This window comes from Brasilonema angustatum, from assembly GCF_059505445.1.
Genome location: NZ_JCACKO010000149.1, coordinates 1 through 26199, shown reverse-complemented (window position 1 = coordinate 26199; position 26199 = coordinate 1). Strand labels below are relative to the sequence as shown.

Sequence of the window (26199 nt, the reverse complement as noted above, 5' to 3'; positions counted from 1 at the left end):
ACGAGTAGTTAAACCTACTTGTCGGGATTTACGGGGGCTGATGGTACATTGTCACACAGATGGCGATCGCTGTTATTTTCATCAAGGGTAGTTAGATAATCACGCACTCGTTCGCAACCGCTTTTTAGCAGTTCATCTAATCCTCCCAGCCGCCATAACTTAATTTGAAACTTAGTTTGATCCTCATTATTAGTTTGATCCTCATTAGAATTTAATAAGGAAACCAGCGTGCGGCCATCAGGGCTGATGAGATTATATCCATCTGTATCCTGATCAAATTTAACAAGCAGATTCCTCCGCCAGTCCCATAAGATAATATGAGCTTGATAAGAAATATTAACCAAGCTACCATCAGTATTAAAACTGATGTTATGATTGCTGTTGCGAAAATCTCTTGGGAATTCATCTCCAAAGCGTTGGGATGCCAACTGTTTTTCGTAGCAGGAGGAATCAGGAGAAAGTTCCCAGATATCAATACTATCTTGACCAAGAGTAGCCGCAACTAGTCTCCCATCTGTTGTCCAAGCCAAAGCATAAATATCCTTCGCTTTGCATGTTAACTTTTTGTTGTTATCATTCTTTGTAAGATTTAGCAGGTATATAGAATCATATTTATATAAAATTGCTAGTTGCTTGCCATCTGGGCTAAAACGCCCTAGTTCAAATTTGTTGTTGTTGAAAGAGTGGTTATTAATCGGATAAACCTGCTCTTTGCCCAAAGATAAATCCCACACATGAATTTTTTGGGATTTATTATCAATTGGTTCCAAGATTGCCAGTTGTGTCGATTGGTTACCATTTGGGCTTAAAATAAACTTGCTTTCTTTATCGTACTGCTGTTGCTGGAGCAAACTTGGCAAGCTTAACTCTTGAATAGACGACAGATCCCACAAGTGAACAGTACCTGCTTTTAGCGTGACTAGCTGCTGACCATCTTGGCTGAAATTGAATCCATCAATTAAGTCGGGAAAATCTATTGCTGCTGTTGGATCAATAAGTTTTTGCTCTAAATTCCATAGACTGATCGTGCCATCATTGCTGGCAGTTAGCAGTTGCTTGCCATTTCGGGTAAAACTCACGTTACTGAAAATGCCTTGATGACCTTGAATAGTTAGTTGCTCCTCAGAACTGTCTGAGTTAAGTAACTGGATAGTACCATCTGATTGTGTGATAACTAGTTGTTTTCCATCCGGGCTAAAACTTACCTTCTCGTCAAAGTCTAACCTCTGTAACTTTTCTTCGGATCGTTTCCACAAATAAATATAGGGAACATCAGCCATACCCAGTCCGTAAAAACTGGTAATGTAAAGCGGTTGACCGTTATTACCAATGATAATATTTATAACTTTGTTCAAATCTGGAAATGTATACTTCTTTTCTTCACCTGAGGAGCAGTCCAATACATGAACAAGCGTAGGAGAGTCTTGTTCTTCGATAGCAGTAGCCACTAGTAGGTTTCCATCCGGTTTAAAATTAATGCCTTTGACATCGCCTTGCAATTCTTCTAATGGGTATAATTCTGGTGTATTTTCCCCATCCCATAAATAAACAGTTTTATCTTTAATGAAAGCTAGTTTTCTACTATCAGGGCTAAAACTATAGCCATCAGGAACGAAATCTCCCTTTAACTTCTGAATCTGATCGGATTCCAAGTTCCACAAAACAATTTCAGTTGGTTTAACAGAGTCACTGTCACTGATGACTAATTTCTTGTTATCAGGGCTAAACTTAAGCATGGGACTTGCAAGTAAGCTTTGATTATCGGAGAACTCATGACAAAGTGGCTTTTCATCAGATTGTATATTCCAAACGCAAATGTTATTGTCATTGGTTGTAGCAGCTACTAATATTTTGTTCTCATCAATAACAATATCTCGTGCTATCCAACCTGGACGTAGTTGCCAACGATTCTGTTCTCTTACTGCATAAGATGCTGTTCGCAAAGTTTCGATGACTTGACTTTGTAGCTGCTCGTTTAGTTGTGGTTTAAGAAATCCTACCCAAAAAAGCCAGTTGTTTAGGGATTTTCCAGCCCGTAAACTACTTATGAAAGTATCTAGTGTCAGCTCATTTGTGCGTAACATAGTTTCCGTGGAATTTTTATCAGCGCTCATTTGTTTTATTAGTGCTTGTTTCTGACCACTTAGCGCCCAGATCGTTAACCCGCTCGATAACAGAATTATGCCAATCGCAATGCTCCAACGCAAGTTAACATTCCTGCGTCTTTGCCAAATACTGCGCTGCACGAACTCTGTTTCTACCTGGTTGAACCAGTAGTAATCCTTAGATTCGAGAGATTTGAGTTTCTTTCTTAAAACATCAAGGTAAGGATTACCATTCCAAAGAAACTGAGTCTTTTTCTCTCGTTGGCGTTCTTGAGCGTCCTTGTTGGTTTGGGGTTCTTCAGCATCCTTGTTGGTTTGGTGTTTTTGAGCATTCTTTTTGATTTTGTTAAACCAGTCCTCAGCAGAGTGGATTTTTTTATCAAACCAACTCAGAACAGGTTCAGCTTTTCCAAGAATACTTGGTGAGTGTTCCTCAAACCAGTCCTCACCAGAGTCAATTTTTTTATCAAACCAACTCAGAACAGGTTCAGCTTTTCCAAGAATACTTGCTGACGGTTTCTGCTTTTTCCAGTCTAAGGCATTAGGTGTCAGTCGCCGTTGCAGGGGTAAATCTTGTTCCTTTTGCCACTCCAGTAGTTTATCCCAGCTTTTCACTAGAAAATCATGGGCTGGCTCTACATAAGGTTCTCCCATTTTCAGTTGTCCGCTGACAATCAAGCGAGCATCAATAAGACATTTTTTAACGAACTTGACTCGCTGATTTTCTTCGTCATCCGGCTTGCTTGGGTCATCCTTGTGTGCGTACACTAATTCTGACAATGGCACCGGACGCCGTGCTGATTCCCCATTTTCAACAGTCACCATCCGCAGCATCATCCGCCGCATCGTATCTTTGTGAGCATCATCGGGTAAGTCCTGATATTCCTGATTTGCTCTCCGTGTTAGAGAACCAGCAACGCCTCCCGCTTTGTCAAATTCAGCATCAAGTTTCAGGGCGCGATCGCTACTTCCACCAGGTATCCACTTTTTAGCAAGTTTAATGTAAAGTTCGCTGAGTGTAAATGATAGCAAGGGTAAAGCACCAGGCATTTGCCCGACTTCATCAATTAATCTGTCTACCGGATTTCGCTGATCTGGAAGCTGTTCAAAGTAAAGCGCCTTTTCTGCGGCGGGACGCTCAATCGCTTCTCGCAACTCATTGGAATACATAGCACGGACTGGAAAGCGAGCGTCTGCCCAATACGACTTGAGCACCTCCGAGTTGAGGAAGCGCGGTTCAAAGTCGGAACGCAATGTTACCACTATGCTCAGTTGCGGCAATTTAGCTGCTAGAGTTTCTTCTAGCAGTTTTAAGAACTGTTGCGACTCCGTAAGATTCGGTTGCTTGTTTTGCTTATCTTCTTTACTCTGAGAACTTAAGGTGATTAACTCCTCAAATTGATCTATCACTAGTAACAGTCTCTTATCAGAGTTTTTTTGACTCCATGTTTTGACAATTTCGATAAATTTATTTGAGTCTTCTTGTAGGCGTTTGCTAAGTGGATTGAGACAATCTAAAACTGCTTCTTGTTCGTTTTTAAGTTGGTCAACACCAAAAAAGCTAAAATCCGATTCTTGCGTTTGTGGAGCGTGCCCGAAGGGCATATTACGTTTCCTTTTGAGGTACTCATCGGAACACAAATTATTGAGTTCCTCAAAATAAGATAAAATGAAATTTGGGCTTTTTTCTTTAAATCCTCTGTTCAAAATATCAATATATTTCTCGTATTTCTTAATACTATTATGATTTTTATCGCAATCATAAATTGTTTTATTTAAGCTTTTAATTTTTGTTTGTATTATTTGAACAATTGAGTATAAATTTTCTAGTTTCTGGCTGACAACAATATTGATTTCCTCAAAATAATCGACAATTAAACGCTGCTTTGTTTCTTTCGTTTCTCGTTTCCAAATCTCAACAAATTTCTCGTATTTCTCCACTTTTTGTTTTAATCGGAAAATTTCGTCTTCTTCACTATTTCTATCGCAATCATCAATTTCCTTATTTAAAACTGTAATTTCTTGTTGTAGTATTTTATCAACCAATTGTAAAGAGTCTAGTTGATCGCTGACAAAAATATCGTTATTATTAGTAATTTGCAGAAGAGTCCTAGCCAAAGCTGTAAAAGGAGATTCAGTAGGACGCATAGGGTTGAGAACGTGCCACTTTTTGTCCTGCTTGCGTAAGTCGGGAATGAGTCCTGCTTTGACTAAACTGGATTTTCCAGAACCGGAAACTCCTAAAACAACAGTTAGCCAACTAGAGGCATTGGAAACCTTCTTATACAATTCTTCTACCAGTTGCTTTCTGCCAAAGAATAATTGTGAATGCTCTTCTTCAAAAGACTGTAACCCTCGATAAGGATTATTTTCTTCAATTAAATTTGGTGCATGTTTTAATTTCAGTTCAGCACCAGGAACTAGAAATATATATTCGCCGCTATCATGTTTTGATAAAGTCCATATCCCCGGCGTTTGACTCCCATTAGAATCTTTTGCTACATTTCCTTCTAAGTAAATATGAAGTTCTCTTGCTGTAATCACTCCATCTCCTGCGGATTTACCATTTTTAGCTGGAGGATATATATCTCCTTCACCCCGCAAAGCGTCGAATAAAGCTTTCGCAAAAGGTGAGTGTTTATCGCCGCCTCGGTTATCGCGCAGACGTATAATATCTAATGCTTCTTGGTTATGTGCTGCAGAAGTAATTGCTTGCCATGCAGGAGATTTGATAAAGCGATCATAATGTTCTTGACAAATGACTGTCGGAATGACTGTCGCTAATCTGGCAGTTGACCACCGGAAAGTTCCAGCAAAGCAACAATCAAGAATGACTAGTAGGTGACGACACGAAAGTGCGCTCAAACAGTCGTGTAATTTCTGCATGGAGAGCAGATTTTCATTTTTTTCTAAATCTGCATTCTGTGGTACGAGATAGCCTGCAGGTCCTTTATCACTATCGCGTGCTATTCCGTGTCCCGCAAAGTAGAAGAGTAAACGGTCGTCTTTTGTCAGACGAATTTCTTTAAGCAGAGTTGATAAGTTCTGTAGGGTTGGTTTACAGTCAGTCTTATCGGTGATTAAAATCACTTCATTATATTGATGTTCTTTCGCTAATATCTCTGCTAGTTTCTCAGCATCATTTCTAGCTGTCTGTAGGTTGGGAATCTTGTTCTGGTATTCGTTGATGCCAATGACGATTGCTAAACTGCGCTTGAAACCTGTTCTATTTTGTGCGTTGGGTAACGTATTTGTTTGGCTCATAGTTGCGTACCTAGTTTGTCGGAATACTTTTGTGTGGCTTTTACCAGGCAAAAAGAAGCAAGCATTACAGAATCAAGAATTTTGGTTTTGACTACAGATTCACGAATGCAATGCTTTGCTCTTATTTAATTCGCTATCACCTTTAGGGTTACTTGTTTTGTCGTCCATCCACGACTTGGATCGGCGACAACTTGTACGTTTCTACTTGTGGAAGGTTCGTCATCAGCACCCACCGCGGCTAAAAGTTCTTCTAGTTGATTCCTGGGTGCTTTCAGTCCTCTAGTGCTACTAGCGGGAATTGGTTGGTCGAGGGACGGTAACTCCAGCCACCGGAAGTTAGCTTGTTCAACTGTGACAAACACTTTAAATTTGTCTGTTCCTTCTTGATAACCTTCTGGAAGACTCATTTCGAGTGAAATACATTCTTCTTGTCCGGGGTCGAAAGGAACAAAATTTGCATTGTCTCCTAGTATGTTGAGTTGAGAAATCGACCAATCGGAACTTAAAGCCAGTACAACCACGTTGAGAACTTGGGAAGACTCATTGCGGATACGCAAAAAGACAGTTTCCCCTGCTTGCACACTAGGGTTACTCTTGTCATCAAATGGCTGAGGAGATGGTTGCCTTGTACGTCTATAATTAGCTTGCTTGCCAACTAACTCAACTACAAGTTTTTTCGTTAGAGGAGTCCCAAAATTATCCAATTCCTCTGTAGCTTTATACTTAGTAAGATGCACTAGACGTTTCACCAACTTTGCAGATGCATCAGTTTCGCCCACCTTTAATGGAGGTCGTAAATTAGGAAAAGGCTTACCTGTTGGCTCACAAATTTCGTATTCACCATGTTTGTTGATAGAAATTTGGTAATCAGCGGCTTGTTCATTAGCAACTAATTTCACCCAGCCATTTCCTGAAGCAGCAATCGCAACTGCTTGTAAAGCTGCTTGCTGATTTATTTCTTTTGGTGGTAAGTCCTCCAATTCTGTATTCTCTGGTGTGCATTCAATCAAACGGATTCCGCGAATAAGATCCACGGGTGCGGATAGCATAACCGCACTAGCTCCTTGCTCGATTTCTCCTGCACGCAGCGTCTTAATAACTTCCGCCCAAGCATCAGTGACACCGATTTCTGTGACTTCAGCTATAGCTAAGTGCTTGTCTTGTTGGGTAATATCCTTTATTCCGCGTGGGTAAATAGCAAACTGAGATCCTTCCTCCACAACTTGGGCTATGCCAGCATTTAATTTAACTCGCACTGGATTATTTGCTGCATCTACTTGCATCACGGTGACGGCATACTGGAGAGATTCGTAGTTGTTGCCGAAAACCAAACGGTTACCCTCACCTAGCAGCATGGGCGTTTGTTGTTGAAATTGACTGTGGATTTTGGCGTTGATACGTGAGTAAAGTTCGTTATAAGTCAAATCCAGACTGCGGTTCTGTAGAGAATCCAACAACCAATACGTTAAAGCTCCGTTACGTTCTTTACCGTTAAAGGCATATTCAATGGCAAATTCCGACGGACGACAAGCCGCTAGTAAAACATAATCTTTAACATCCGGAAGCATCCCACCTACAGCAGTCGCATTACGAGTTCCTCCTGTCAAGTTTTGCCAAATCTTCACCAATTCCTCAGCCGATGCCACTAAACTTTCTGTTGGTCGTTGCGTTGTGTCAACAGTATTTGTGTCAGCGCCACGAATGTCAGAATCTCCGGCTCGCGTTGCTCCTCCTGAATGACAGCTATCTAACACAACTGTGACAACTAACTCTTTATCCACCATGTTTTGCACAAGTGCTGCTAACTCGAAGTCCCGAAGATAACAAGATGTTGATTTACCAATATCAAGGGGAACAAGCGTTTCATCAGATCCTTTTTCTCCCTTGAGTTCTGGACGAGTTGTTGCTGCACGTCCGCCGTGACCAGAGTAGTGAATGTAAACTTGGTCTTTAGGTTGAGCAATTTCTGTAAGTTCTTTGAACTTCTTTACAATATTCTCGTAGGTTGGCCACTTTGAAGGTGGTTCGGATGGCTCATCAGAACCGTCAACATTAGAAGCAGTTAGCTTGTAAATTTGCTCGGATGGTAGATTAAACTGGCGCTTTAGGAAAGCTTCCACATGGTTAATATCACGCACGCATCCCCTAAGGCTTTTATAAGAAGCATCATCAGGTAATTTGTTAGGTAAATAACAATCAATACCTATTAGCAAAGCGTACAAGTAGCTCATTCGTTAATAACCTGTAGACGTTTTCAACGATAGGTGTGAATGAATTTAGTTGGTTGAAACAACCGTAAATCCTTACAAGGTTATATAGATGTAAACAAAAATAACTTATGCAGTTTTGAAAAACTTTAGAGAACATTTATGGCTATTCTCACATCTTGCATGAAGTGAAAAACCGGGTTTCTTGAGAATGTCTGCTCGTAGAAACCTTAATTTATGGTTCAGAAACCCGGTTTTTTGGGTCTTGTTGAGAATGCTGCAAGATCTGAGCATAAAGGTTTGGAGTTTCGCACCGCGAACTTGTCTAAACTCCAGTGAGTACTTTCTTAATCAAAATTGAGACATGCTAACTCGTCGCCTGAGAACTTCCAACAGAGTTGTAAACTCCTCTGGAGGAGGTGCAGTGACTTCGATCCATTCTCCAGAGACAGGATGTTCTAACCTGAGTCGCCAAGCGTGGAGGGCTTGACCGGGTAAATTCACACCAACGGAACGACCAGAACTATAAATAGGATCGCCAACAATAGGATGACCGATGTGGGTGCTGTGGACACGAATTTGATGGGTGCGTCCGGTTTCCAGTTGGAAGTGCATTAATGTATAGTTACCAAAACGCTCTTTCACTTTCCAGTGAGTAACTGCAGTTCTTCCCCCTTGTTCAACTGGAACAACCGCCATTTTTTTGCGGTCAACTGGATGACGACCGATGGGTAAATTTATCGTACCGCTTTCTGTTTTGGGTACGCCGTAGATAATGCCGAGGTATTCTCGCCGTGCAGTTTTTGCTTTGAGTTGAGCTTGTAGATGTTGATGGGCGTGTTCTGTTTTGGCAATTGCGATCGCCCCGGTTGTATCCTTATCCAATCGATGGACAATTCCCGGACGTTGGACTCCCCCAATTCCTGGTAAATTAGGGCAGTGAGCTAAAATAGCGTTGACTAAAGTACCGTCTTGATGACCTGGTGCTGGATGGACGACTAACCCAGCGCTTTTGTTGATGATAAGTAGGGAGTCGTCTTCATAAAGAATGTCGAGAGGAATATCTTCTGGTTGGAGTTCTAAGGGTTCTGCATCTGGTATTTTTATGGTTATGCGATCGCCTGCTTTGACAGCAATTTTCTTTGATGTGCAAACATTGTCATTGAGTTGGACGTGACTTTGTTCTATGAGTTGTTGGATGCGCGATCGCGATAAATTTGGTAACTCTTGGGAGAGGTAGCGGTCTAGGCGATCGCTATGTTGTTTGACTTCTAGATAAAATTCGTTCACACTTAATTTGGATTCACTGGTCGTTCTTGAAGTAAAGCACGGAGTGCTTGTAATTCTGCTTCAGCTTTTTCTGCTCTAGCTTCAGCTTGTTCTGCCCTAACTTCAGCTTGTTCTTGTTTCTGTGCTAGTTCCAGATAGCTTAGAAACAGCTGTCCATCAGGACGATAAATCTGAAGTTCGCCGTCTGACATTTCAAAGCGTATGCTTAGACGAGGACTCACCCAACCGATCATTTGCTCAATTTCTGCTAATTCATCACCAGAGCGTAACCAACCAGTCAACTCACCTGTGTCTGGGTTATACAAGTAGTATTCTTCCACACCATAGCGCTCATAAAACTTGTATTTATTGATCATCTCTTTGGCGCTATTGCTGGGGGAAAGAATTTCAAACACAACTTGTGGGGGAATATTGTCTTCTCGCCACTGTAAATAAGAACCTCGATCTCCTTTTGGTCTGCCAAAGACAACCATAACATCAGGCGCTCTGCGAATGATGTTATTGCCCTCAATAGGATACCACAGTAAGTCCCCTGCAACGAACACATTCGGGTGATTGTCAAACAGCAGATCCAAGTTTTTTTTAATGAGTACAATCAACTCAAATTGCTTTGTGTTATCTGCTATTGGCTGTCCGTCGGTTTCCGGGTAAATGATATCCCTTTGGTTGTAAGATGATAGCTGAGTAACCATTCCAGTAAATCCTATTCTTGCACGTGGCATAGTTCATTTTAACGAACGCAAGTGCGTGTGCCTGAACGCCAACACCAAGAAGGCATGCTATTTGCAGTCTCGCTCAATTTATATTTTTAATTGCTTATGCGTCCTCGCCAAGAAATTAGGGATATGTTCTCAACATTCCTGCAGTTGGAAGGAGACAGATTCAGTAAATGGTTGACTGATACTAAACTGTATAGAAATATCCAAAATCACTTGGAGCGATCGTCAGAAGCACTTAAATCAGAAAACTTTTGGGCGCTTTACTGGTATAAGCTATGGCGTTCTGGGTTCAATAACCTTGAGCGAATGCATTTGTTGGCTTATTTACAAGAACCATGTTATTGGACGGCTTCAAAAGCAGTTGCTAAATTTACTCTTAGCCAATACACTCTAGCTGATTACTTCCAAATGGCGATCGCTGAAGTCGAAATAATTCTTAAAGACTTCAACCCAGAAAAATGCTCTAGTTTAAAAGCCTACGCCATTATGGCAATTCCCAGGCGGCTGAGAGATATTTTACGCCAACGCAGGGAAGCTGATATTTGCACCAATTGGGGATTGTTACGCAAAGTGAGCAAAAAGCTGCTTAGTGAAGCTCTTAGTGAAGCTGGATTATCACAAAGCGCAATTGCCCAATATCGCTTAGCTTGGACTTGTTTCAAAGAACTGTACGTCCAAAAGCAACCAGGAAGCACCAGTCAGTTACCAGAACCGAATCGTCAACTTTGGGAAGCTATTACCAACCTCTACAATCACGAACGCTTTAACCAACTCACTCAACCCACTCTCGCATGCAACGCACAGACAATTGAACAGTGGTTAACCCAAACAGCTATCTACGTGCGTGCTTATCTGTTTCCACCTGTGAAATCTCTAAATGCTTTCAAGCAAAATGATGGCACCACAGTAACGTTTGATTTACCAGACCCATCCTCTGACTCACCAATAGCTGATATGATAGCCGCAGAGGATGTGCAAAATCGACAAAACCAAACATCTCAGATATCTGCTGTATTGTTAAAAGCTTTACAGAACATGGATGTAAAAACCCAAGAAGTATTTAAGCTTTACTATCAACAGGGACTCATTCAGCAGCAGATTATGCAACAGTTGCAGATGAGTCAGCCTACAGTGTCTCGTAGACTGCTTAAAGGCAGAGAATCAATGCTTGCAGCACTTATTAAGTGGAGTCAGGATTTGAATATTTCTGTTAATTCCAACCAAATTAAAGATATGAGTCTTGCTTTGGAAGAATGGTTGAGAAACCAGTATGCTGAGTCTAACAGAATTATATAAGGTACTAAAAATGACTTATGTATTTACTGATCCAAGAGAATGGTTGTTAGAAATATCACCAACAATTCAGGCGCAATCCTGGCAGCAAAGCCAGGTTTATGCCACGCCTAGTAGTCGTTGGTGCGCTTACATTAATCAAATTTGTCTCCATGCCTTCTTGGATTGGATCTCAACTGAAGATTTTCCTCAAGCGAGTGTTTGGTACAGTTTCCCTGGTACACCAGCTTTTTGGGAATTTGTCAATGGCACAGCAATTTTGTTAGAGGGGAGGCGAGTCGTGTTGATCCCCAGTGAGGCAATTGATGATAGCGAATTAGAAGTTCCTCAGGAATGGGTGGACATTCCCAGTTGGGCAGCAGACTACTATTTAGCAGTGCAAGTCCAACCAGATGGCGAGTGGGTGCGAATTTGGGGTTACACAACCCATAAAGAACTGAAATCTCTGGCTCACTATGACTCAGTGGATAGGACTTATTGTATGGATGCACGGCATTTGACAAAAGACCTTAATGCTTTCTCTTTGAGCTATCAATTTTGTGGAGAAGAACAAATAAAAGTTGCGATCGCTCCTTTACCACAATTATCCACCCAGAAAGCAGAAAATCTTGTGCAACGGTTAGGCAATTCCTCTGTGACTTTCTCTAGGCTTGGAGTACAATTTGCAACCTGGGGAGCAGTACTAGAGAATGAGCAGTGGCGGCAGCGCTTGTATCAACAACGACAACAGTCACAATCTTCCCAAATGCAAGTGAATCTCAGTCGTTGGCTAGAAGGTATATACGATAATTCTTGGGAAGCAATAGAGACATTTTTGCAGTCAAATTCCAACAGTTTTGCTGTTAATTTCAGGAGTAGCTCTGAGTTTGGTTTTGGTAGTATCAAACGAGCTAAACTCATTGACTTGGGAATGGAAATAGAGTCTCAAAAAGTGGTGCTATTAGTTGCCTTCATACCAGAGGATAGGCAACAAGTTAGTATTCGCGTGCAACTTCATCCGACGGGTGGAGAATCTTACTTACCTGTTAATATCAAGTTAGCTTTGCTTTTAGAGTCAGGGGAAATCATTCAGGAAGTGCAAGCAAGAGTTCAAGATAATTATATACAATTGAAACGCTTTGATGGAGAAGCAGGAGAATGTTTTAGCATCCAAGTTGCTTTTGATAGTTGCCAGAGAATAGAAAATTTCGTTATTTAGTCATTAGTCAGAGCGTTAATCACGAATGATTAATGATTAATAACTAATGACATACACACCCGCTTTCAAAGGCGTATCCCTTGGGTAGGACTTTTGAGAAATGAGTAAGCTAGTCGTCTTCAGCTTGTTGGGAGGAGACTTAAATCAAGGATTTCCTGTTGTCACGGCTCAACTTTGGCACAATCACCAATTTTTTAAAATAATAGGGAGTCTGCCAGCAGTACCAAAACTAAACGAACTCTATAGAAGGTGGCAGTTACTCTACGAAGCTGTGCATCAACGTTTGGGCAGCAATCAACGTATAAAAGTGCATTCACAAGATATTACTAATATTTCTGTGAATGACTTCGATGAAGTGTGTCATCAGTTACAAGCACATATCAATGCTTGGTTGAAATCTGAATCCTTCCAAAATATTGAGCGGCAGTTAAGAACTCTACTCAGTCGGGATGATGAAATTAGAGTTATTTTTGAAACAAATATAGCTCTACTGCATCGGTTACCTTGGCATCTGTGGGATTTTTTTGAAGATTACCCTAAAGCTGAATTAGCTTTGAGCAATCATGAGTATGCATCTCCTCAGGTAGTGCGAAAACCTTCCACAGGTCAAGTCAAGATTTTAGCAATTCTAGGTAACAGTTTTGGTATTGATATTGATAAAGACTCCTCTTTGTTGCAAAGTTTAACAGATACTCAAACTAGGTTTATTGTCGAACCAACACGAAAAGAACTTGACGAGCAACTGTGGAATCAGGATTGGGATATTCTGTTTTTTGCAGGACATAGCGCTAGTATTGCAGATGGGGAGAGAGGGGAAATTTACATTAATCAAAGCGAGAGTTTAACAATTTCTCAGTTAAAAAATGCACTAAAAACAGCAATTACACGCGGTTTAAAACTGGCAATTTTCAACTCTTGTGATGGAATTGGTTTAGCGCGAAATTTAGCTGATTTGAACATTCCCCAAATAATTGTGATGCGGGAAGGGGTGCCAGATTTAGTCGCACAGGAGTTCTTGAAAAACTTTCTTGTCGCTTTTGCGGCTGGAAAGCCATTTTACCTAGCTGTGCGAGAAGCGCGGGAAAGACTTCAGGGATTGGAAAATGACTTCCCTTGTGCTAGTTGGTTACCAGTGATTTGCCAGAATCCTACAACTGTTCCGATAACTTGGCAAGAACTGCGCGGTGTTTGGGGTGACACCCAATACGGTTCGGTTGACGTAATAGTCGATCAGAGAAACCCGGTTTCTTCAAAAAACCGAGTTTCTGTCCAGTACTTATCCGAACCGTATTGGGATGACACTGAGACTCGCGGCAAAGTTTCGACGAAAAGCACAATTTCGACCCCAAAGACTAAAAGCAGAATTTCGACTTCAAAGACCAAATTATGGACTGTACTGCTGAGTACTGTTATTGTGACTCTTTCAACAATCGGTCTGAGATACTTGGGGCTTTTTGAAAAACTCGAACTGCAAACCTTTGACCAAATGCTACTCCTGCTACCAAAGGAAGAGTTAGATTCAAGATTGCTCGTTGTCGAAATCACCGAAAAAGATATTCAATCCCGACAAGAGATGACTCAAGGACTGAAATCGATTTCTGATAGTACGTTAGCTCAATTACTCAACAAATTACAAAAGCATCAACCGCGAGTTATTGGATTAGATATTTATAGAGATTTTGTTGACCCCCCAAATAAATCAAAGCCGATACAACTTTCCACTGAACTGAGTAAAGAAAATGTTATTGTTGTCTGCAAAAGCCAAGATAGCACATATGATCCCCAAGGTGTTAAACCTCCGAAAGAAGTACCTGAAAAACGTCAGGGTTTTACTGATGCAATTCAAGATCCAGATGGTATCGTCCGTCGTCAAATTTTGATGATGGCACAAGAGCCTTCGTCCCCCTGTACAACGCCTTACTCACTTTCGTTGCAATTGGCTGCTCGTTATTTATCTTACGAAAATATTCAACTTAATTTCAATGAAGATTATGTACAGTTTGGTTCTAAAGTATTTAAACGCTTAAAGCCTAGTCGTAGTGGTGGCTATCAACAAGGTGTTGATTTAGGTGGAATTCAAATACTTGTTAATTACCGTGATGTTGATTACCAAAGAGTTTCTCTTGAAGATGTATTGAGTGATAAAGTTAACTCTGATTGGTTCAAAGATAAGGTAGTTCTTATCGGGGTGACAGCTAACACTATCAGTGATACTTGGTCAACTCCCTACTCTGCTGCACAGCAACCTTACCAAGCAACACCAGGTATATTTATACAAGCGCAAATGGTCAGCCAAATTCTGAGTGCAGTTTTAGACAAACGTCCAATTCTTGGGGTTTTGCCTTTCTGGGGTGATATTCTCTGGATATGGGGATGGTCGAGTGTGTCTGGTTTGATTGTTTGGCGCTTTCGTTCGCTGTCAAATAAGGGATGCGCCATGTTTGCGATAGTTGTTGTTTTGTATGGAGTTTGTGCGATCGCTCTTTGGGCAATTCCTTTTGGGAGCATCGCCATTTTCAAGCAAGGGGTATGGTTACCATTTATTCCCTCAGCCTTTGCTGTAGTTGCAAGTGGTGTTGTTGTGTTGTTTGTTCAACGCTATGGGGAATTTTTCATTCCTACCCACTCTTTACGCGAATAAAAATATCAGGGCATACCAATTAATTTGGAGTTTAGACTAATTTTGGCTTTCAAACCGCAAAACCCCTATCCAGACTGCCTTTTACAATTTATAACCGCTTTCGGATTCAAAAATCTAAAATGCTTGCTATACAAGGGTTGTAGCCTAAAAAATAGAATTTAGTCTAAACTTCAGAATTAATCAGTAGAGAGGTTTGTGCTTAGACAAGCAAGGTGAGTAAACAAACCTGATCTTTTGTCCTTATCTGGTGGGAGTGAAAACGCCAACTGGAATATTTAACAACGTCACACATCAGCAATCAATCTTGCTTTCCTCAAAAAGAATTATGGATTCTTGAACGCTCTTGTAATTGTGGCCATAATAACGTTAATACTGCTTTCTAGCTTTTATGTCACCCCCTCAGGGCGGCAACGCCGTTGGCGAGTTGAATAAAATAGTAAAGGATGACAAACACCATGTAGAACGGTCGCGGCTCATAGCGTCTGTCACGGGTACCAGTGAATTTTATAAAGCCCGCGACAGATGCAACCAACGGCAGCAGCAGCGACCAGCCAAGGATGGCTTGTGAACCACTGTGTTGCCAAGGCTGATACAGCAGCCAGGGAACACCGCAGGCGGTAAGTGCCAGTGCCAGCGCCAAGAGAGCCGACCCCATACCACCGATCTCATGGGCGTAGAGCTTTTCATTCGGCTTCATCAGGTGCGGCCAGACAGTTTTGCGCCCAACATCGAAGTGGAGAAACGCGCAGATATAGGCAACAATCATCCAGCCCATGGTACCTACGTAAGCTACTTGGTGCCGCCATATTAAAAACAATAGGGCGTACACGTTCAGTGCAGCGCTGACCGGAAAAGTAATTAACAAATTTAGCATAATGCCGTTACGCATATGCTCCGACCAGCACTCTAAATAAAATAAGAGTACGCCATAGAGCATATTGGCCAGTGCGAATAGCGCTAGACGCCAATCTAGCATCAAGTTGATAGCCAACGTACTGGTAGCCACCAGCCAAGCAAATCGTTTCACGTCTGTAAAATTCACTACGCCAGTGACCAGCGGTCGGTCCGGCTTGAATTGCTTGTCGTCATCGTAGTCTTTGATTTCGTCGATAATGCGCAGGAAAAACAACACTAAAAAGAAGCACAAGCCAACTACTACCCCATCAAAATCGAACGCCCATGAGGTTTGCGGGTCGGCGAGTGCAAAGAGTGCGCCCTGTAAAGACAGTGCCCATAACAGGGCAAAGGCGGTATGCAATTTGGGTTCATACACCGCAACGGCGAACAAGCGCAGTTTTGACCAAAAGCCGTTAGGAGTTACTGGGGCTGTACTCGATTGGGACATACTCGCTCTCCTTCAAGTAGTTTCTAGCAACTGTACCCAACCGGTAGAACCGTCTATTTCGATCAGGGCACCGTCGGGAATACGTGTGGTTGCATTGGGCAGGGCTACCACGGTAGGAATACCAAACTTACGCCCAGTGATGGCAGTATGCGAAAGCATACTGCCCCTTTCTACAATGATGCCTTTTGCTGCTAGCATCAAAAACAGCCAACCTGGATCGGTTTCCCGTGCCACCAAGATCGTATCATCGGCAATATTGGTAACAGTGGCGGGTTCTGTCACCACTTTGGCTACTCCGCGCACTTTACCAGCACTAGAACCTAATCCTTTCAGTTGACCGCCCTTGCCCCCTGTATCGGCGTCGGTTATGAACAGGTCGTTTGTATGCACTGGACCCAGCGTAGTGATGTTTTCCCGAACTTTCCGCTGGCTGTTTTGCTCGTACTCTTCGCGACGCACAGCGGCGATGGCGGCTAGGTTTTGAGTGACGCCAGTACCGTCGATATAGCCGAAGATTTCCTCTTTAGTGAGATGGTAAATGTCTGCTTCCTGCTCTAGCACCCCTTGGTGCACCAAGTAAACAGCCAGCGCTTTGAAGATTCTTTTACTGATACCGAACAGTTCACTACGGCAGTAGCGGGAGTTTTCCCGGTAGCTGATTAACTTGCGCAGGCGCGACAGCAGGAAGCGCATCGCCCAGTGTTTGCTCGGCTGTGCTGTTAACTTGTCCGCCAGTTCACGGTCAGCGGCACGGCGCACTTTGGCCTCGTGTTCTCTGACACTGCATACAGTGACCGATTGCTGGGCGAACTGTTTGATCGAACGCAGCAACGTCTGTGGATTGTCACGGGTGCTAGGCACTTCCAGCTTCAACTCCTGTAAGCCGCGATCGCCAAAATAGTGCAGATGCTTCTCGAGAGCTTCGCTGAACGCTTTCGGCAGTCGATTCTCGCAGTAGCGCTGCCACAGGGTGTTCTCGTCGAGGGAGGAAAACTGTTCGAGCAGCTCAGGGTTATTTCGTACCCCCTCGGCCAAGCTGACTGCGGACAGCAAAATATCTACACTTAGCAGCTGTTCGTCGCCACACAGCAAATCGCTCAACAGTCCCGGGTTATCATCGCTCAGATGCCATTTGCTGAACAGGGTTTCTGCCCAGCCGTAGAGCAGAATCAGATAGGCGTCGTTGGTCAGGGTAACCCCCCAATTCTCGCCTACTTCCGCCCACATATGGTTGAAGCGATCAACCAGGGTAATGGGGTCTTCGCGGCAGAAATCTTTACCGCGTAGCGGAGCCACTAGATTTTCCCACCAGCGGTGGAACCGTGCTATCTTGCGATTGTGAGTCAGGTAATCACCGACAGTGTAAATTGCGTAGGCGAAAAACAGCACATTACTTTTGATTTTGCTCCACACTTTGTCCAAATAGCTGCTGGAGTTGGTTTGATAAGAGCTGTTCAGCCCAATCGTATTTTCCCAGTGTTTGCGGAAGATCGGAAACAGGGGACTTTGCTGGTGCAACAGGTAGAAAGAAGTTAAACAGTAGTAGATATGGCCGCCCAAAAAGCCAACCATTTTATCCAGTGGTTCAAAGTTGTGCATCAGCATTTTGCTGGTAACACCTAGCCGCCGATACAGGTCATAGAAAATTACCCGGTAGAAATAGCGCGAAAATGAATAAGTTAATGCGGTGGTGACGCCGGGAAAACTTTCCGTGATATTGGCATTACTCCATACCCGCTGGCGCTGATAGTCCAGGGCGATAGGACGCGATTGCAAAAAGTAAAGTGTGCCATCGATGGTAAAGGTGCCTTCGATATCCTGCGGTGTGCCAAACAACTTTTCAATACGCTGGCTGTAGTCGCGAAGGCAGTGGAGTTCGGCGTCATTCAGACAAGGAGCTTTGTGCAGATTCGATGGTACAAAAGAGCGCTCCACGCCGTGACCCTTCACCGCATTGATCGTGAGCTTATCCCGTTTTTCAGCAATAGTGCGCCGAACCTCGCCACTTTTTTTGTTGATAAAGTAATGGTCTACCGCTACTTGTTCCTGCACAACGCCTTCACCGATACCGTAGCCAGCCACAAGAATGATGTCTTTAGCCGCCGTTTTCGGCTCGCAGGTAAACATTACAAAAGAGCGCTCGCCCATAACCATCTGCTGCACCCCCACCGCGACACTGAAGCCCATCAAATCCATACCTTGAGAGTAACGGTACAGTAAAGACTCTTCAGAAAAGCCTGATGCCCAACAGTACTTGATCTTGTCGCACACCTGATCGCGGCGCACGTAGAGAAAACTCTCGCTCATACCTGCAAATGGATTAGTCGCAGAGTCTTCGCTCTCCTCGTTTTGGGAACCCACTATTGAGGCACGTACCGCAACTAGGGTATCTGCATTGAACAGTTTGTCAAATGCACTCAGGATTTGTCGCTGTTGTTGCTTGTTTAATGTTAAGTTGACGAACAGTTCTTGGATGGCGTTGGCAGCGGCGTGAATACTTTGTTTACTGGTAAAATTGCCTGCTGCCAAAATATTTGCCACTTGGGGATGCAGCGAAGCGAATACAGTGTCATAAAAGGCTTTACTGAGGCAGAAAAAAGGGGGGACCGGAATATTGGCTGCTTTCATGGTCGCTTGTTTAGCAAATTTGCCGCCAACAGCCTCTTGTGACAATAACTTGTGGCTAAACAGAATTGGGTTCACTGCTTTCTCCTGTGTGATTCAATGGGTTTTCACAGACAGCTAGTGCTGTAACGGCAAGGCTTAGTGCTATCTGAGGTGAGCGACCAACGATATCATTGCCCACTAATGCGGCTAGCGCGCTGGTGTCCGCGTAGTGGTCCAGCCCAATAAGCGAAAGTTTTCTAGCAATATATTGCAGTGCTGGTATCGGCAACCAGATGAAAATACGTATTAACCACAATGGGGCGGGTATCGTTAGGCGCGGTGCTGTCAGAGAGTAACGTTCACGCAGTGCGTCGATTAAGGCAGCAAAGCGGACGGGCCTCCGATAGCCCACATTTAATGCCTGTTGTTGGGGGCACTCTAGTTGTTGGGCAATATGATGGGCTAAATGCAGCAAGATTGCTGCGTAGTCGTCTACATTGATGATACTGAAGCGCTGCTGTCCGCTGCCCACACTAAGTCCTTTGCTGCTGAGTCCCAACAAGCCGGGCAATACGAAGCGATCGCCGCGACCCAACACAAAGCGTGGGCGCAACAGCAGTGCCCAGCGATTACGGGCAGCCATATGCTCCCTTATCAGCTGCTCAGCAGCTGCACGGCTGCGCGCTAACGGCGTTTGCGGGTTGAGCGGCACCGACTCATTAATGCCACGTTGAGGGTCTTCGCCATAAACCGACAGTGAGCTGTTGTAAATAATCCCCCACGTGTAGTTGTTGACTTGCGACAATAGGCGTCGTGTGCCGTCGATATTATCTTCGTCAAAGCCGCGACCGTTAAGATCAATCTGTTTAACAGCTAGGTGCACTAACACATGGGGTGTCTGCGGTAAGAGATCGCTCGGCAGCTGCTGTAAACTGCCGCGCCGTAGCGTCAATTTGATAGGCAGTTTGGTCAACTTTTCGCAGGCGGCTTCGCTGCGCACTAGTGCTATGACAGACAGATCCGGCATATGTCTGGCGATACCATGTAGTAAGGCATTGCCTATGAAGCCGTTGGCACCGGTGACTATCAAGGTAAAGGAGGCTGTCATCACGCTTAGTTTCTACCAAATAAAGGGGAGCAACCCACAGCACTGCCTGGCGTACTCGGTATATCCCTGCAACTGGTAGAGGTACAGCTCTTCTACCTTGATCCTGTGGATCATCGCCGGGAGTAACAAGCCCAATAGCGCCACTAAGCAGTAGGGGTTGAAAAACAGCACCACGATACCACAGTGTGCCAATAGCATCCCTGTATACGCCGGATGACGGACAAAGCGGTAGGGACCGTGGGTGATGATTTGGTGGTTGTCCACAATTCGCACTCGATGAGAGTAGAAGTGACCTAGGGTCTTGATAGCGTATAAGCGGAGGCCAATGCCGCCAAGAAATAGTGCTACCCCTATCGGTATCGACAACCCTGGTGACTGCCACCAGGTCTCAAAACCTAGTGCGGATAAAATACAGGCAGCGCGGCTCAGCGCGTAGGCTTCGCAGCTGCCCTTGTCCTGCGGGCTACCGCCCTTACTCACTTCAGTGATTGCCACATTTGCCTCTAAAAGCAGCCACAGCATATATATAATTAAGATACCCCAACCAATCCACCACATTATTCCGTCCCAAGCGCTCTGTTTGCAGTAGCCAAAAACAACTAACAGCACTAACAGGAGCGTGCCAAAAAGTAGGGGTATACGTCCGCTCAGTTGAGTCATACCATTCTCTTAGTTTTTGAAATACAACTGTTGTGTGCTTTGCTTCGTCAGAAAGTTGAGTATACCTGTTGCCACAGCGTCGGCGGACTCTACCACGAACGCGTGACCACCTTGCTCAAGAATGACAAATTCAGCATTCGGAATGCCTTGAGCAAGTTGCTCAGAAAATTGCACAGGCGTGACTAGATCTTTCCTCCCCACCATAGCAAGCGTGGGCGATTTAATATCTTTGAGCCGTTCTGAAGTATCACTGTCCAGAATAGCTCGGCTCTGATGATAAATTCCGTGGGATGTTGGTGGAAATGGATTTTTCTCGAACATGCTGAGGATTTGTTCTATTGCTCCTGGAGTTGAATAGAACTCCTCGGTAAACATCCAGGGAAGTAAGACTCTCCAATAAAGCTGCCTATTTAATGCTGAGGGCAGATCACCAAACGTCTCGACGAGCGCATGGAATTTGTCATTCCCTTTTGCCCAGCAGGAAAGCAATATCAGGCTTGTGACTTTTTCTGAATACGTCAACGCCATTTCCTGAGCAATCTGACCCCCCATCGCATGTCCGATGAGGTGTACTTTAGAAATCCCCAGATAGTCTAACAGTGCTACTGCATCAGTAGCCATCTGCTTGGTACTATAAGGTTTATCTGGGGCTGAACTTTGACCAATTCCTCGATTGTCAAACCGAATCACCTGATACCGATCAACCAGTGATGGCATCATTGCGTCCCACGCCGAAATGTCAGCGATAAAACCTGCAATTAATAGCAACGATTCGTTGTCAGGTACTCCTTTAATGTCGTAGAACAAATTAATTCCGTTGATTTGAATTGTCGGCATAATCACTTCTCCAGGACTTACGCAACTGTCACAAGCAATCGCTAACCAGTCCTACACCGAGAACATGGGGATTGCTGGACGTTTTTTTGTTCAAGTAGTGCAATAACAAGCGATTTGAGCGTTATCCATCATATTTCCTTTAAATTGGATACCCTGAGAGTCGCTTGAGCCAGCAGGTGATTGTTTTGTGTCGCTTGCAGTTGCACGCTACGGCTCAGTGAGTTGCTGTTGCAGCCGAGCACGCTTAGTCTTACTGGAAGATTTAGCTCGGCGAAGTTATGGAAATTTAACTCTGCTTGCGTGACATAGTTGGGAGCAGAGTCTGCACAGTAACGGATTGCCAACTCATTAAAGCCCTGAAAGATCAGCATACCGGGCACGTGGTCACAATAGTGATCGAAGAAAAACAAGTCTTGCTCATCCACAACTAAAGTGGCTTCTTTGACTAGTTCCACTGCATCGCTGCTGACTGCAAGCACGCTGGCAGTAGGAGATCTTGTGCCGCGTTGCTTCCGCTGTGCCTCCCAGCTGACCTGAGTGGGTAGGGGGGGGAGATTGTTGCTTGGCAAAACCTGTTTCTGCCGCGTCAGACTGCGCAACCGTTTGTAGCGTTTGGACGGCATAAACGACCAATCAAACTTGCCTCGCCAAATCAACTTCTGTTCATAAAAAAAGCTGAAATCCGAGTTCATGGTGGTGAGTTTCTCTGTGGTACCGTCTACGGTATCACGCATGGTCATATAGATTGTGACTTCGTTAATCATGCGGTTTCGCAGCAATGATAGATTGTGGATATCTAAGTCACAAACGAATTGGCTCAACAAAAAAGTAAAATTAAAGGGCACATTAAACAGGCGATGAGTGCAGGCGATCCCTACCTGACGAGCGATCTCGGTGAGCAGTAGAATATTTTCGGCCGGTCTGGTAGCCGCATTTAAAAAGTGCTGCTGCAACTGAGGAATAATGGCGCCGCATAAAAACTTGTTGTCGCTCTGTCGTGCCACACTGGTTAGATACACGTTTTCCTGCAACGTCTTGTGTACCCAATGCCGGGGCACTAATTGCTCGAAACTAACCACTGCCGAATCACCCGCGTTAACGACCAGAGCATCGACGACGTTTGTCATTTGTTTATAAATCCTTTATGTTTGTTTTGAAACAAAATTGTCTGTGGATCATAGGCCTGAGTGCAGTAGTTCTCCCACAAGTTTTACCCAAGTAATCAGTCTTGTGATTCTTAATTGGTAGCAGTGAGATTGGTTTATTCACGGCTGGGAATCAGAGGTTTTTAGCTTTGCCTTCTGATTCTTAATTGGTAGCAGTGAGATTGGTTTATTCACGGCTGGGAATCAGAGGTTTTTAGCTTTGCCTTCTGATTCTTAATTGGTAGCAGTGAGATTGGTTTATTCACGGCTGGGAATCAGAGGTTTTTTAGCTTTGCCTTCTGATTCTTAATTGGTAGCAGTGAGATAAGTTTATTCACGGCTGGGAATCAGAGGTTTTTTAGCTTTGCCTTCTGATTCTTAATTGGTAGCAGTGAGATAAGTTTATTCACGGATCTGGAGCCGTTGGGAGGACTCCGGATAGGCGCAAAGCAAGGCTGAGCCTTGATTAGGGGGAAAATTACCTATAAGTCTTGAGCTTTGAATGACGGTTAGCTTAATATTTTTTAACCGAATTTCCACTGCACTATACTTGACAACAATGCCTGCTTTGGATGACGATTCGTTTTTTGCAAGTCATACCAGTAGCGAGAAATTTGTTGACATCCAAAGCTTGTGTATAACTCGAGCACCCTGACACCTATACTTAATTGAGGATTGCAAGCTGAATTTCCTTTTTCATAGGAGAGTGCAATGTCTGGAGTATCTAAACGTTTGTACTGGTGGCAAGGTCTAGGAATTGTGATTGGGAGCGTAATAGCCTTATATACAAATAGCTCAGTTGCTCAAATTACGCCAGATAACACTCTGCCAAATAATTCCAACGTCAGATTAGAAGGCAATACTAGAATTATTTCAGGTGGAACCACAAGAGGTGCTAATCTGTTCCACAGTTTCTCTGAGTTTTCTGTACCCACAGGCCAGACAGCTTTGTTCAATAATGCACTCAATATTCAGAACATCCTCACACGAGTAACGGGTAAGTCAATTTCTAATATTGATGGCTTGATTCGCAGCTTAGGTACGGCGAATCTGTTTTTGATCAATCCTAACGGCATTATATTTGGTCAGAATGCTCGGTTAGATATTGGCGGTTCTTTTTTTGCCACATCTGCCAATAGTATGAAATTTGCGGATGGGTTTGAATTTAGTGCTCAAAATCCTCAACCTACACCTTTATTAACTATTAGCGTACCTATTGGTTTGCAATTTGGAGCGAATCCTGGTTTGATTCAGGTACAGGGTAATGGTCAGGGAGCAAGAGAGGTTGATTCTCCGATCATTGATACACAAAATGCATTGCGGGTGCAACCTGATAAAACTTTAGCATTGGTCGGTGGTGATGTTAATTTAGAAGGGGCAACACTGAAAACTGCAGGTGGAAGGATAGAATTAGGCTCTGTCGCCCCAAATAGTTTAGTTAGCCTCACACCGACTAACAAAGGTTTTGCTTTAGGCTATGGTGGCGTGCAAAATTTTGGGAATATTCAATTATCCCAACAGGCAAACGTGGATGCAAGCGGGGAAGGTGGTGGTGATATTCAAGTGCAAGGCAGACGTGTCACCGTAACAAATGGTTCGCAGATAGAGACAAGTACTCTGGGGGCAAAACAGGGAGGAAATTTAGTAGTGAATGCTACTGAGTCAGTAGAAGTAGGTGGTCCCAAAGGCTTGAACGCTTTTGTTTACCCAAGGGCAACTGGGAATACGGGAAACTTGACGATTAACACTCGTGAATTATTAGTTCGAGATCGGGCATCTGTAGAAGATAGCACACATGGTGCAGGCAATGCGGGAGACTTGACGATTAACACTCGTGAATTACTAATTCGAGATGAAGCACAGGTTCGTGCTGTTGTATCACCTGGTGCTGCTGGCAAAGCGGGGAATGTGGCTGTCACTGCTGATAGTGTACAAGTGATTGGTTCTTCCGATCCTCAAACCAGCAGCAAATTGTCTACTGCAACTGAAGGTAAAGGCGATGCGGGAGATTTGACGATTAACACTCGTGAATTACTAATTCAGGATGGAGCAGTTATAGATGCTGGCACATATGATGCAGGCAAGGGGGGGAAGTTGGCTGTCACTGCTGATAGTGTACAAGTGATTGGTAGTGATGCCAAACCCTATCCCAGCACGTTGACTGCTCAAGCTAACAGCAAGGCAAGTGGGGATGCGGGAGACTTGACGATTAACACTCGTGAATTACTGGTTCAAGATTGGGCACGGATTCATGCTGGCAGTCTTGGTGGAAGCAACGGGGGGAATTTAGATATTCAAGCTCGTGAATTACTGATTCAAGGTGGGGGACAGATAGGTGCAGGCGCAATTAAGAACCGTGATGATAATGTTGCTCCTACTGGCAAGGGGGGAAAATTGACTGTCACTGCTGATAGTGTACAAGTGGTTGGTACTTCCTCCATTGATCCTAAAAAATTCAGTGGCTTGGGTGTTCAAACTCAAGGTACAGCCGATGCAGGAGACTTGACGATTAACACTCGTGAATTACTAATTCGGGATGGAGCACGTGTAAGTGTTGACACAGGAGAAAGTGCTACTGGCAACGGAGGGAATTTAACAGTCACTGCTGATAGTGTACAAGTGATTGGTAAAGGCTCTAAGAATTCTAGTAGCTTGAGTGCTTCTACAGTGGGAAGTTCAACAGGGGATGCGGGTAATCTTACGCTAAGAACTAATACCTTGCTAGTTCAAGATGGAGCTGAAGTAGCTGTGGAGAGTTTAAAAACAGGAACCGCAGGCAACCTGACAATAAATGCTCGCTCTATCCGTTTAGACAACAATGCTTCACTCAGCGCCAATACAGGCAGCCCTAAAGTTGACTCGAATAAAGAACAGGCGACAATTAACATTAACTCCAAAGATTTGATCATGACTCGCGGTAGCAACATCAGAACCGACGCCACAGGAGCAAACGTGATCGGCGGCAACATCAATATTAATGCCTCGGTCCTGGCTGGCTTTCAAGATAGCAACATCAGTGCCAACTCTGAGGACTTTCGTGGCGGTAATGTCAGAATCAATACTAAAGGTATCTTTGGTCTTCAGTTTCGGGATGCACTCACGCCGGATAGCGACATCACCGCCACCGGGCTAACTCGCTCCTTGAGCGGTAATGTGCAAATCGCTGTACTTGATTTAGACCCCACTAACGGCTTAATCGAACTCCCAACAAATCTGGTTGATGTCTCTGGGCAAATTTCCACCGCCTGCACTCCTGGAAGTCGGCAAAGCCAAAGTTCGTTTGTGTCAACAGGGCGCGGTGGACTACCCATCAGTCCGACTGAACCATTACAAGATACAAGCACTCTGTCTGCGTGGGTGAGATTAAGACCAAAACCAGAAAATTCTGCTAAAACAACAATTTCCCCACAACCAACAGCAGTCTCAAATAGTACCAAAGTTGCTGCTGCAACGACAATTCTGGAAGCTACTGGTTGGGTAGTTGATCGCAATGGAAATGTAGAACTCGTGGCGCAAGCACCTGGTGTCACGCCTCACAGTTCTTGGCAAACTCCTGCTTCTTGTCTAAATTCAAAATGATTTATTTGACATTATCTGATTAATCCATTCCTCGGCGGTAGAAGCTCTTGTTTGGAAATGTGTTGAGATCCAAAGCTTGTGAATAAGTCGAGCACCCTGACACCTATACTTAATTGAGGATTGCAAGCTGAATTTCCTTTCTCATAGGAGAGTGCAATGTCTGGGGTATCTAAACGTTTGTACTGGTGGCAAAGTCTAGGA

The 26199-nt window shown here is 43.9% G+C and carries 15 protein-coding genes; 4 read left to right on the top strand and 11 right to left on the bottom strand.

What is annotated here, in order from left to right; all coding sequences use genetic code 11:
• Positions 1 to 14: 14 nt before the first annotated feature.
• The 4 genes from AC5JM2_RS31175 to AC5JM2_RS31160 all read right to left on the bottom strand — a co-directional run bounded on the left by AC5JM2_RS31175 (position 15) and on the right by AC5JM2_RS31160 (position 9558).
• Positions 15 to 5369, bottom strand: a complete 5355-nt coding sequence (locus AC5JM2_RS31175) for an nSTAND1 domain-containing NTPase (protein ID WP_495839285.1) — start codon at positions 5367 to 5369, stop codon at positions 15 to 17.
• 125 nt (positions 5370 to 5494) lie between these two features.
• A complete protein-coding gene (locus AC5JM2_RS31170) occupies positions 5495 to 7600 on the bottom strand; it encodes a caspase family protein (RefSeq protein WP_495839283.1) in 2106 nt (701 codons plus the stop codon).
• A gap of 327 nt (positions 7601 to 7927) precedes the next feature.
• The gene (locus tag AC5JM2_RS31165) at positions 7928 to 8866 is read right to left on the bottom strand and encodes an RluA family pseudouridine synthase (RefSeq protein ID WP_495839281.1); all 939 of its coding nucleotides are present in this window, start codon (positions 8864 to 8866) and stop codon (positions 7928 to 7930) included.
• Between the two features lie 2 nt (positions 8867 to 8868).
• On the bottom strand, positions 8869 to 9558 hold the full coding sequence (locus AC5JM2_RS31160) for a Uma2 family endonuclease (protein WP_495839469.1): 690 nt from the start codon (positions 9556 to 9558) through the stop codon (positions 8869 to 8871).
• A gap of 126 nt (positions 9559 to 9684) precedes the next feature.
• Between AC5JM2_RS31160 and AC5JM2_RS31155 the strand changes: the two genes are divergently transcribed.
• The 3 genes from AC5JM2_RS31155 (at position 9685) to AC5JM2_RS31145 (ending at position 14717) form a co-directional block, all read left to right on the top strand.
• Positions 9685 to 10881 carry a sigma-70 family RNA polymerase sigma factor gene (locus tag AC5JM2_RS31155; RefSeq protein WP_495839279.1) on the top strand — a complete coding sequence of 399 codons (1197 nt, stop codon included), beginning with the start codon at positions 9685 to 9687 and terminating at the stop codon, positions 10879 to 10881.
• Positions 10882 to 10891: 10 nt separating this feature from the next.
• The gene (locus AC5JM2_RS31150; RefSeq protein WP_495839277.1) at positions 10892 to 12076 is read left to right on the top strand and encodes a DUF1822 family protein; all 1185 of its coding nucleotides are present in this window, start codon (positions 10892 to 10894) and stop codon (positions 12074 to 12076) included.
• A gap of 100 nt (positions 12077 to 12176) precedes the next feature.
• Entirely contained in the window at positions 12177 to 14717 is a 2541-nt protein-coding gene (locus tag AC5JM2_RS31145) for a CHASE2 domain-containing protein (RefSeq protein ID WP_495839276.1), read from the top strand.
• Positions 14718 to 15108: 391 nt separating this feature from the next.
• On the opposite strand, the gene AC5JM2_RS31140 is transcribed toward AC5JM2_RS31145, so the two are convergent.
• The 6 genes from AC5JM2_RS31140 to AC5JM2_RS31115 form a co-directional block, all read right to left on the bottom strand.
• Complete coding sequence (locus tag AC5JM2_RS31140; protein WP_495839274.1) at positions 15109 to 16062, bottom strand: UbiA prenyltransferase family protein; 954 nt, start codon at positions 16060 to 16062, stop codon at positions 15109 to 15111.
• A gap of 12 nt (positions 16063 to 16074) precedes the next feature.
• Positions 16075 to 18765, bottom strand: coding sequence for a PEP/pyruvate-binding domain-containing protein (locus AC5JM2_RS31135; RefSeq protein WP_495839272.1), 2691 nt, complete (start codon positions 18763 to 18765; stop codon positions 16075 to 16077).
• Positions 18746 to 19777 (bottom strand): NAD-dependent epimerase/dehydratase family protein, encoded by a 1032-nt coding sequence (locus AC5JM2_RS31130; RefSeq protein ID WP_495839467.1) that lies wholly within the window; start codon positions 19775 to 19777, stop codon positions 18746 to 18748. Before AC5JM2_RS31130 ends, AC5JM2_RS31135 begins: the two co-directional genes overlap by 20 nt.
• 12 nt (positions 19778 to 19789) lie before the next feature.
• The gene (locus AC5JM2_RS31125) at positions 19790 to 20437 is read right to left on the bottom strand and encodes a methyltransferase family protein (RefSeq protein WP_495839270.1); all 648 of its coding nucleotides are present in this window, start codon (positions 20435 to 20437) and stop codon (positions 19790 to 19792) included.
• A gap of 9 nt (positions 20438 to 20446) precedes the next feature.
• A complete protein-coding gene (locus AC5JM2_RS31120) occupies positions 20447 to 21274 on the bottom strand; it encodes an alpha/beta fold hydrolase (protein ID WP_495839268.1) in 828 nt (275 codons plus the stop codon).
• A 128-nt stretch (positions 21275 to 21402) separates the two neighbouring features.
• Positions 21403 to 22401 carry an AfsA-related hotdog domain-containing protein gene (locus tag AC5JM2_RS31115; protein WP_495839266.1) on the bottom strand — a complete coding sequence of 333 codons (999 nt, stop codon included), beginning with the start codon at positions 22399 to 22401 and terminating at the stop codon, positions 21403 to 21405.
• A 729-nt stretch (positions 22402 to 23130) separates the two neighbouring features.
• On the opposite strand from AC5JM2_RS31115, the gene AC5JM2_RS31110 reads away from it, so the two are divergent.
• A complete protein-coding gene (locus tag AC5JM2_RS31110; protein ID WP_495839264.1) occupies positions 23131 to 25998 on the top strand; it encodes a two-partner secretion domain-containing protein in 2868 nt (955 codons plus the stop codon).
• A gap of 11 nt (positions 25999 to 26009) precedes the next feature.
• Here the strand turns inward: AC5JM2_RS31110 and AC5JM2_RS31105 are convergent.
• On the bottom strand, positions 26010 to 26199 hold a 190-nt coding region (locus AC5JM2_RS31105), incomplete at its 5' end, for a hypothetical protein (RefSeq protein WP_495839262.1).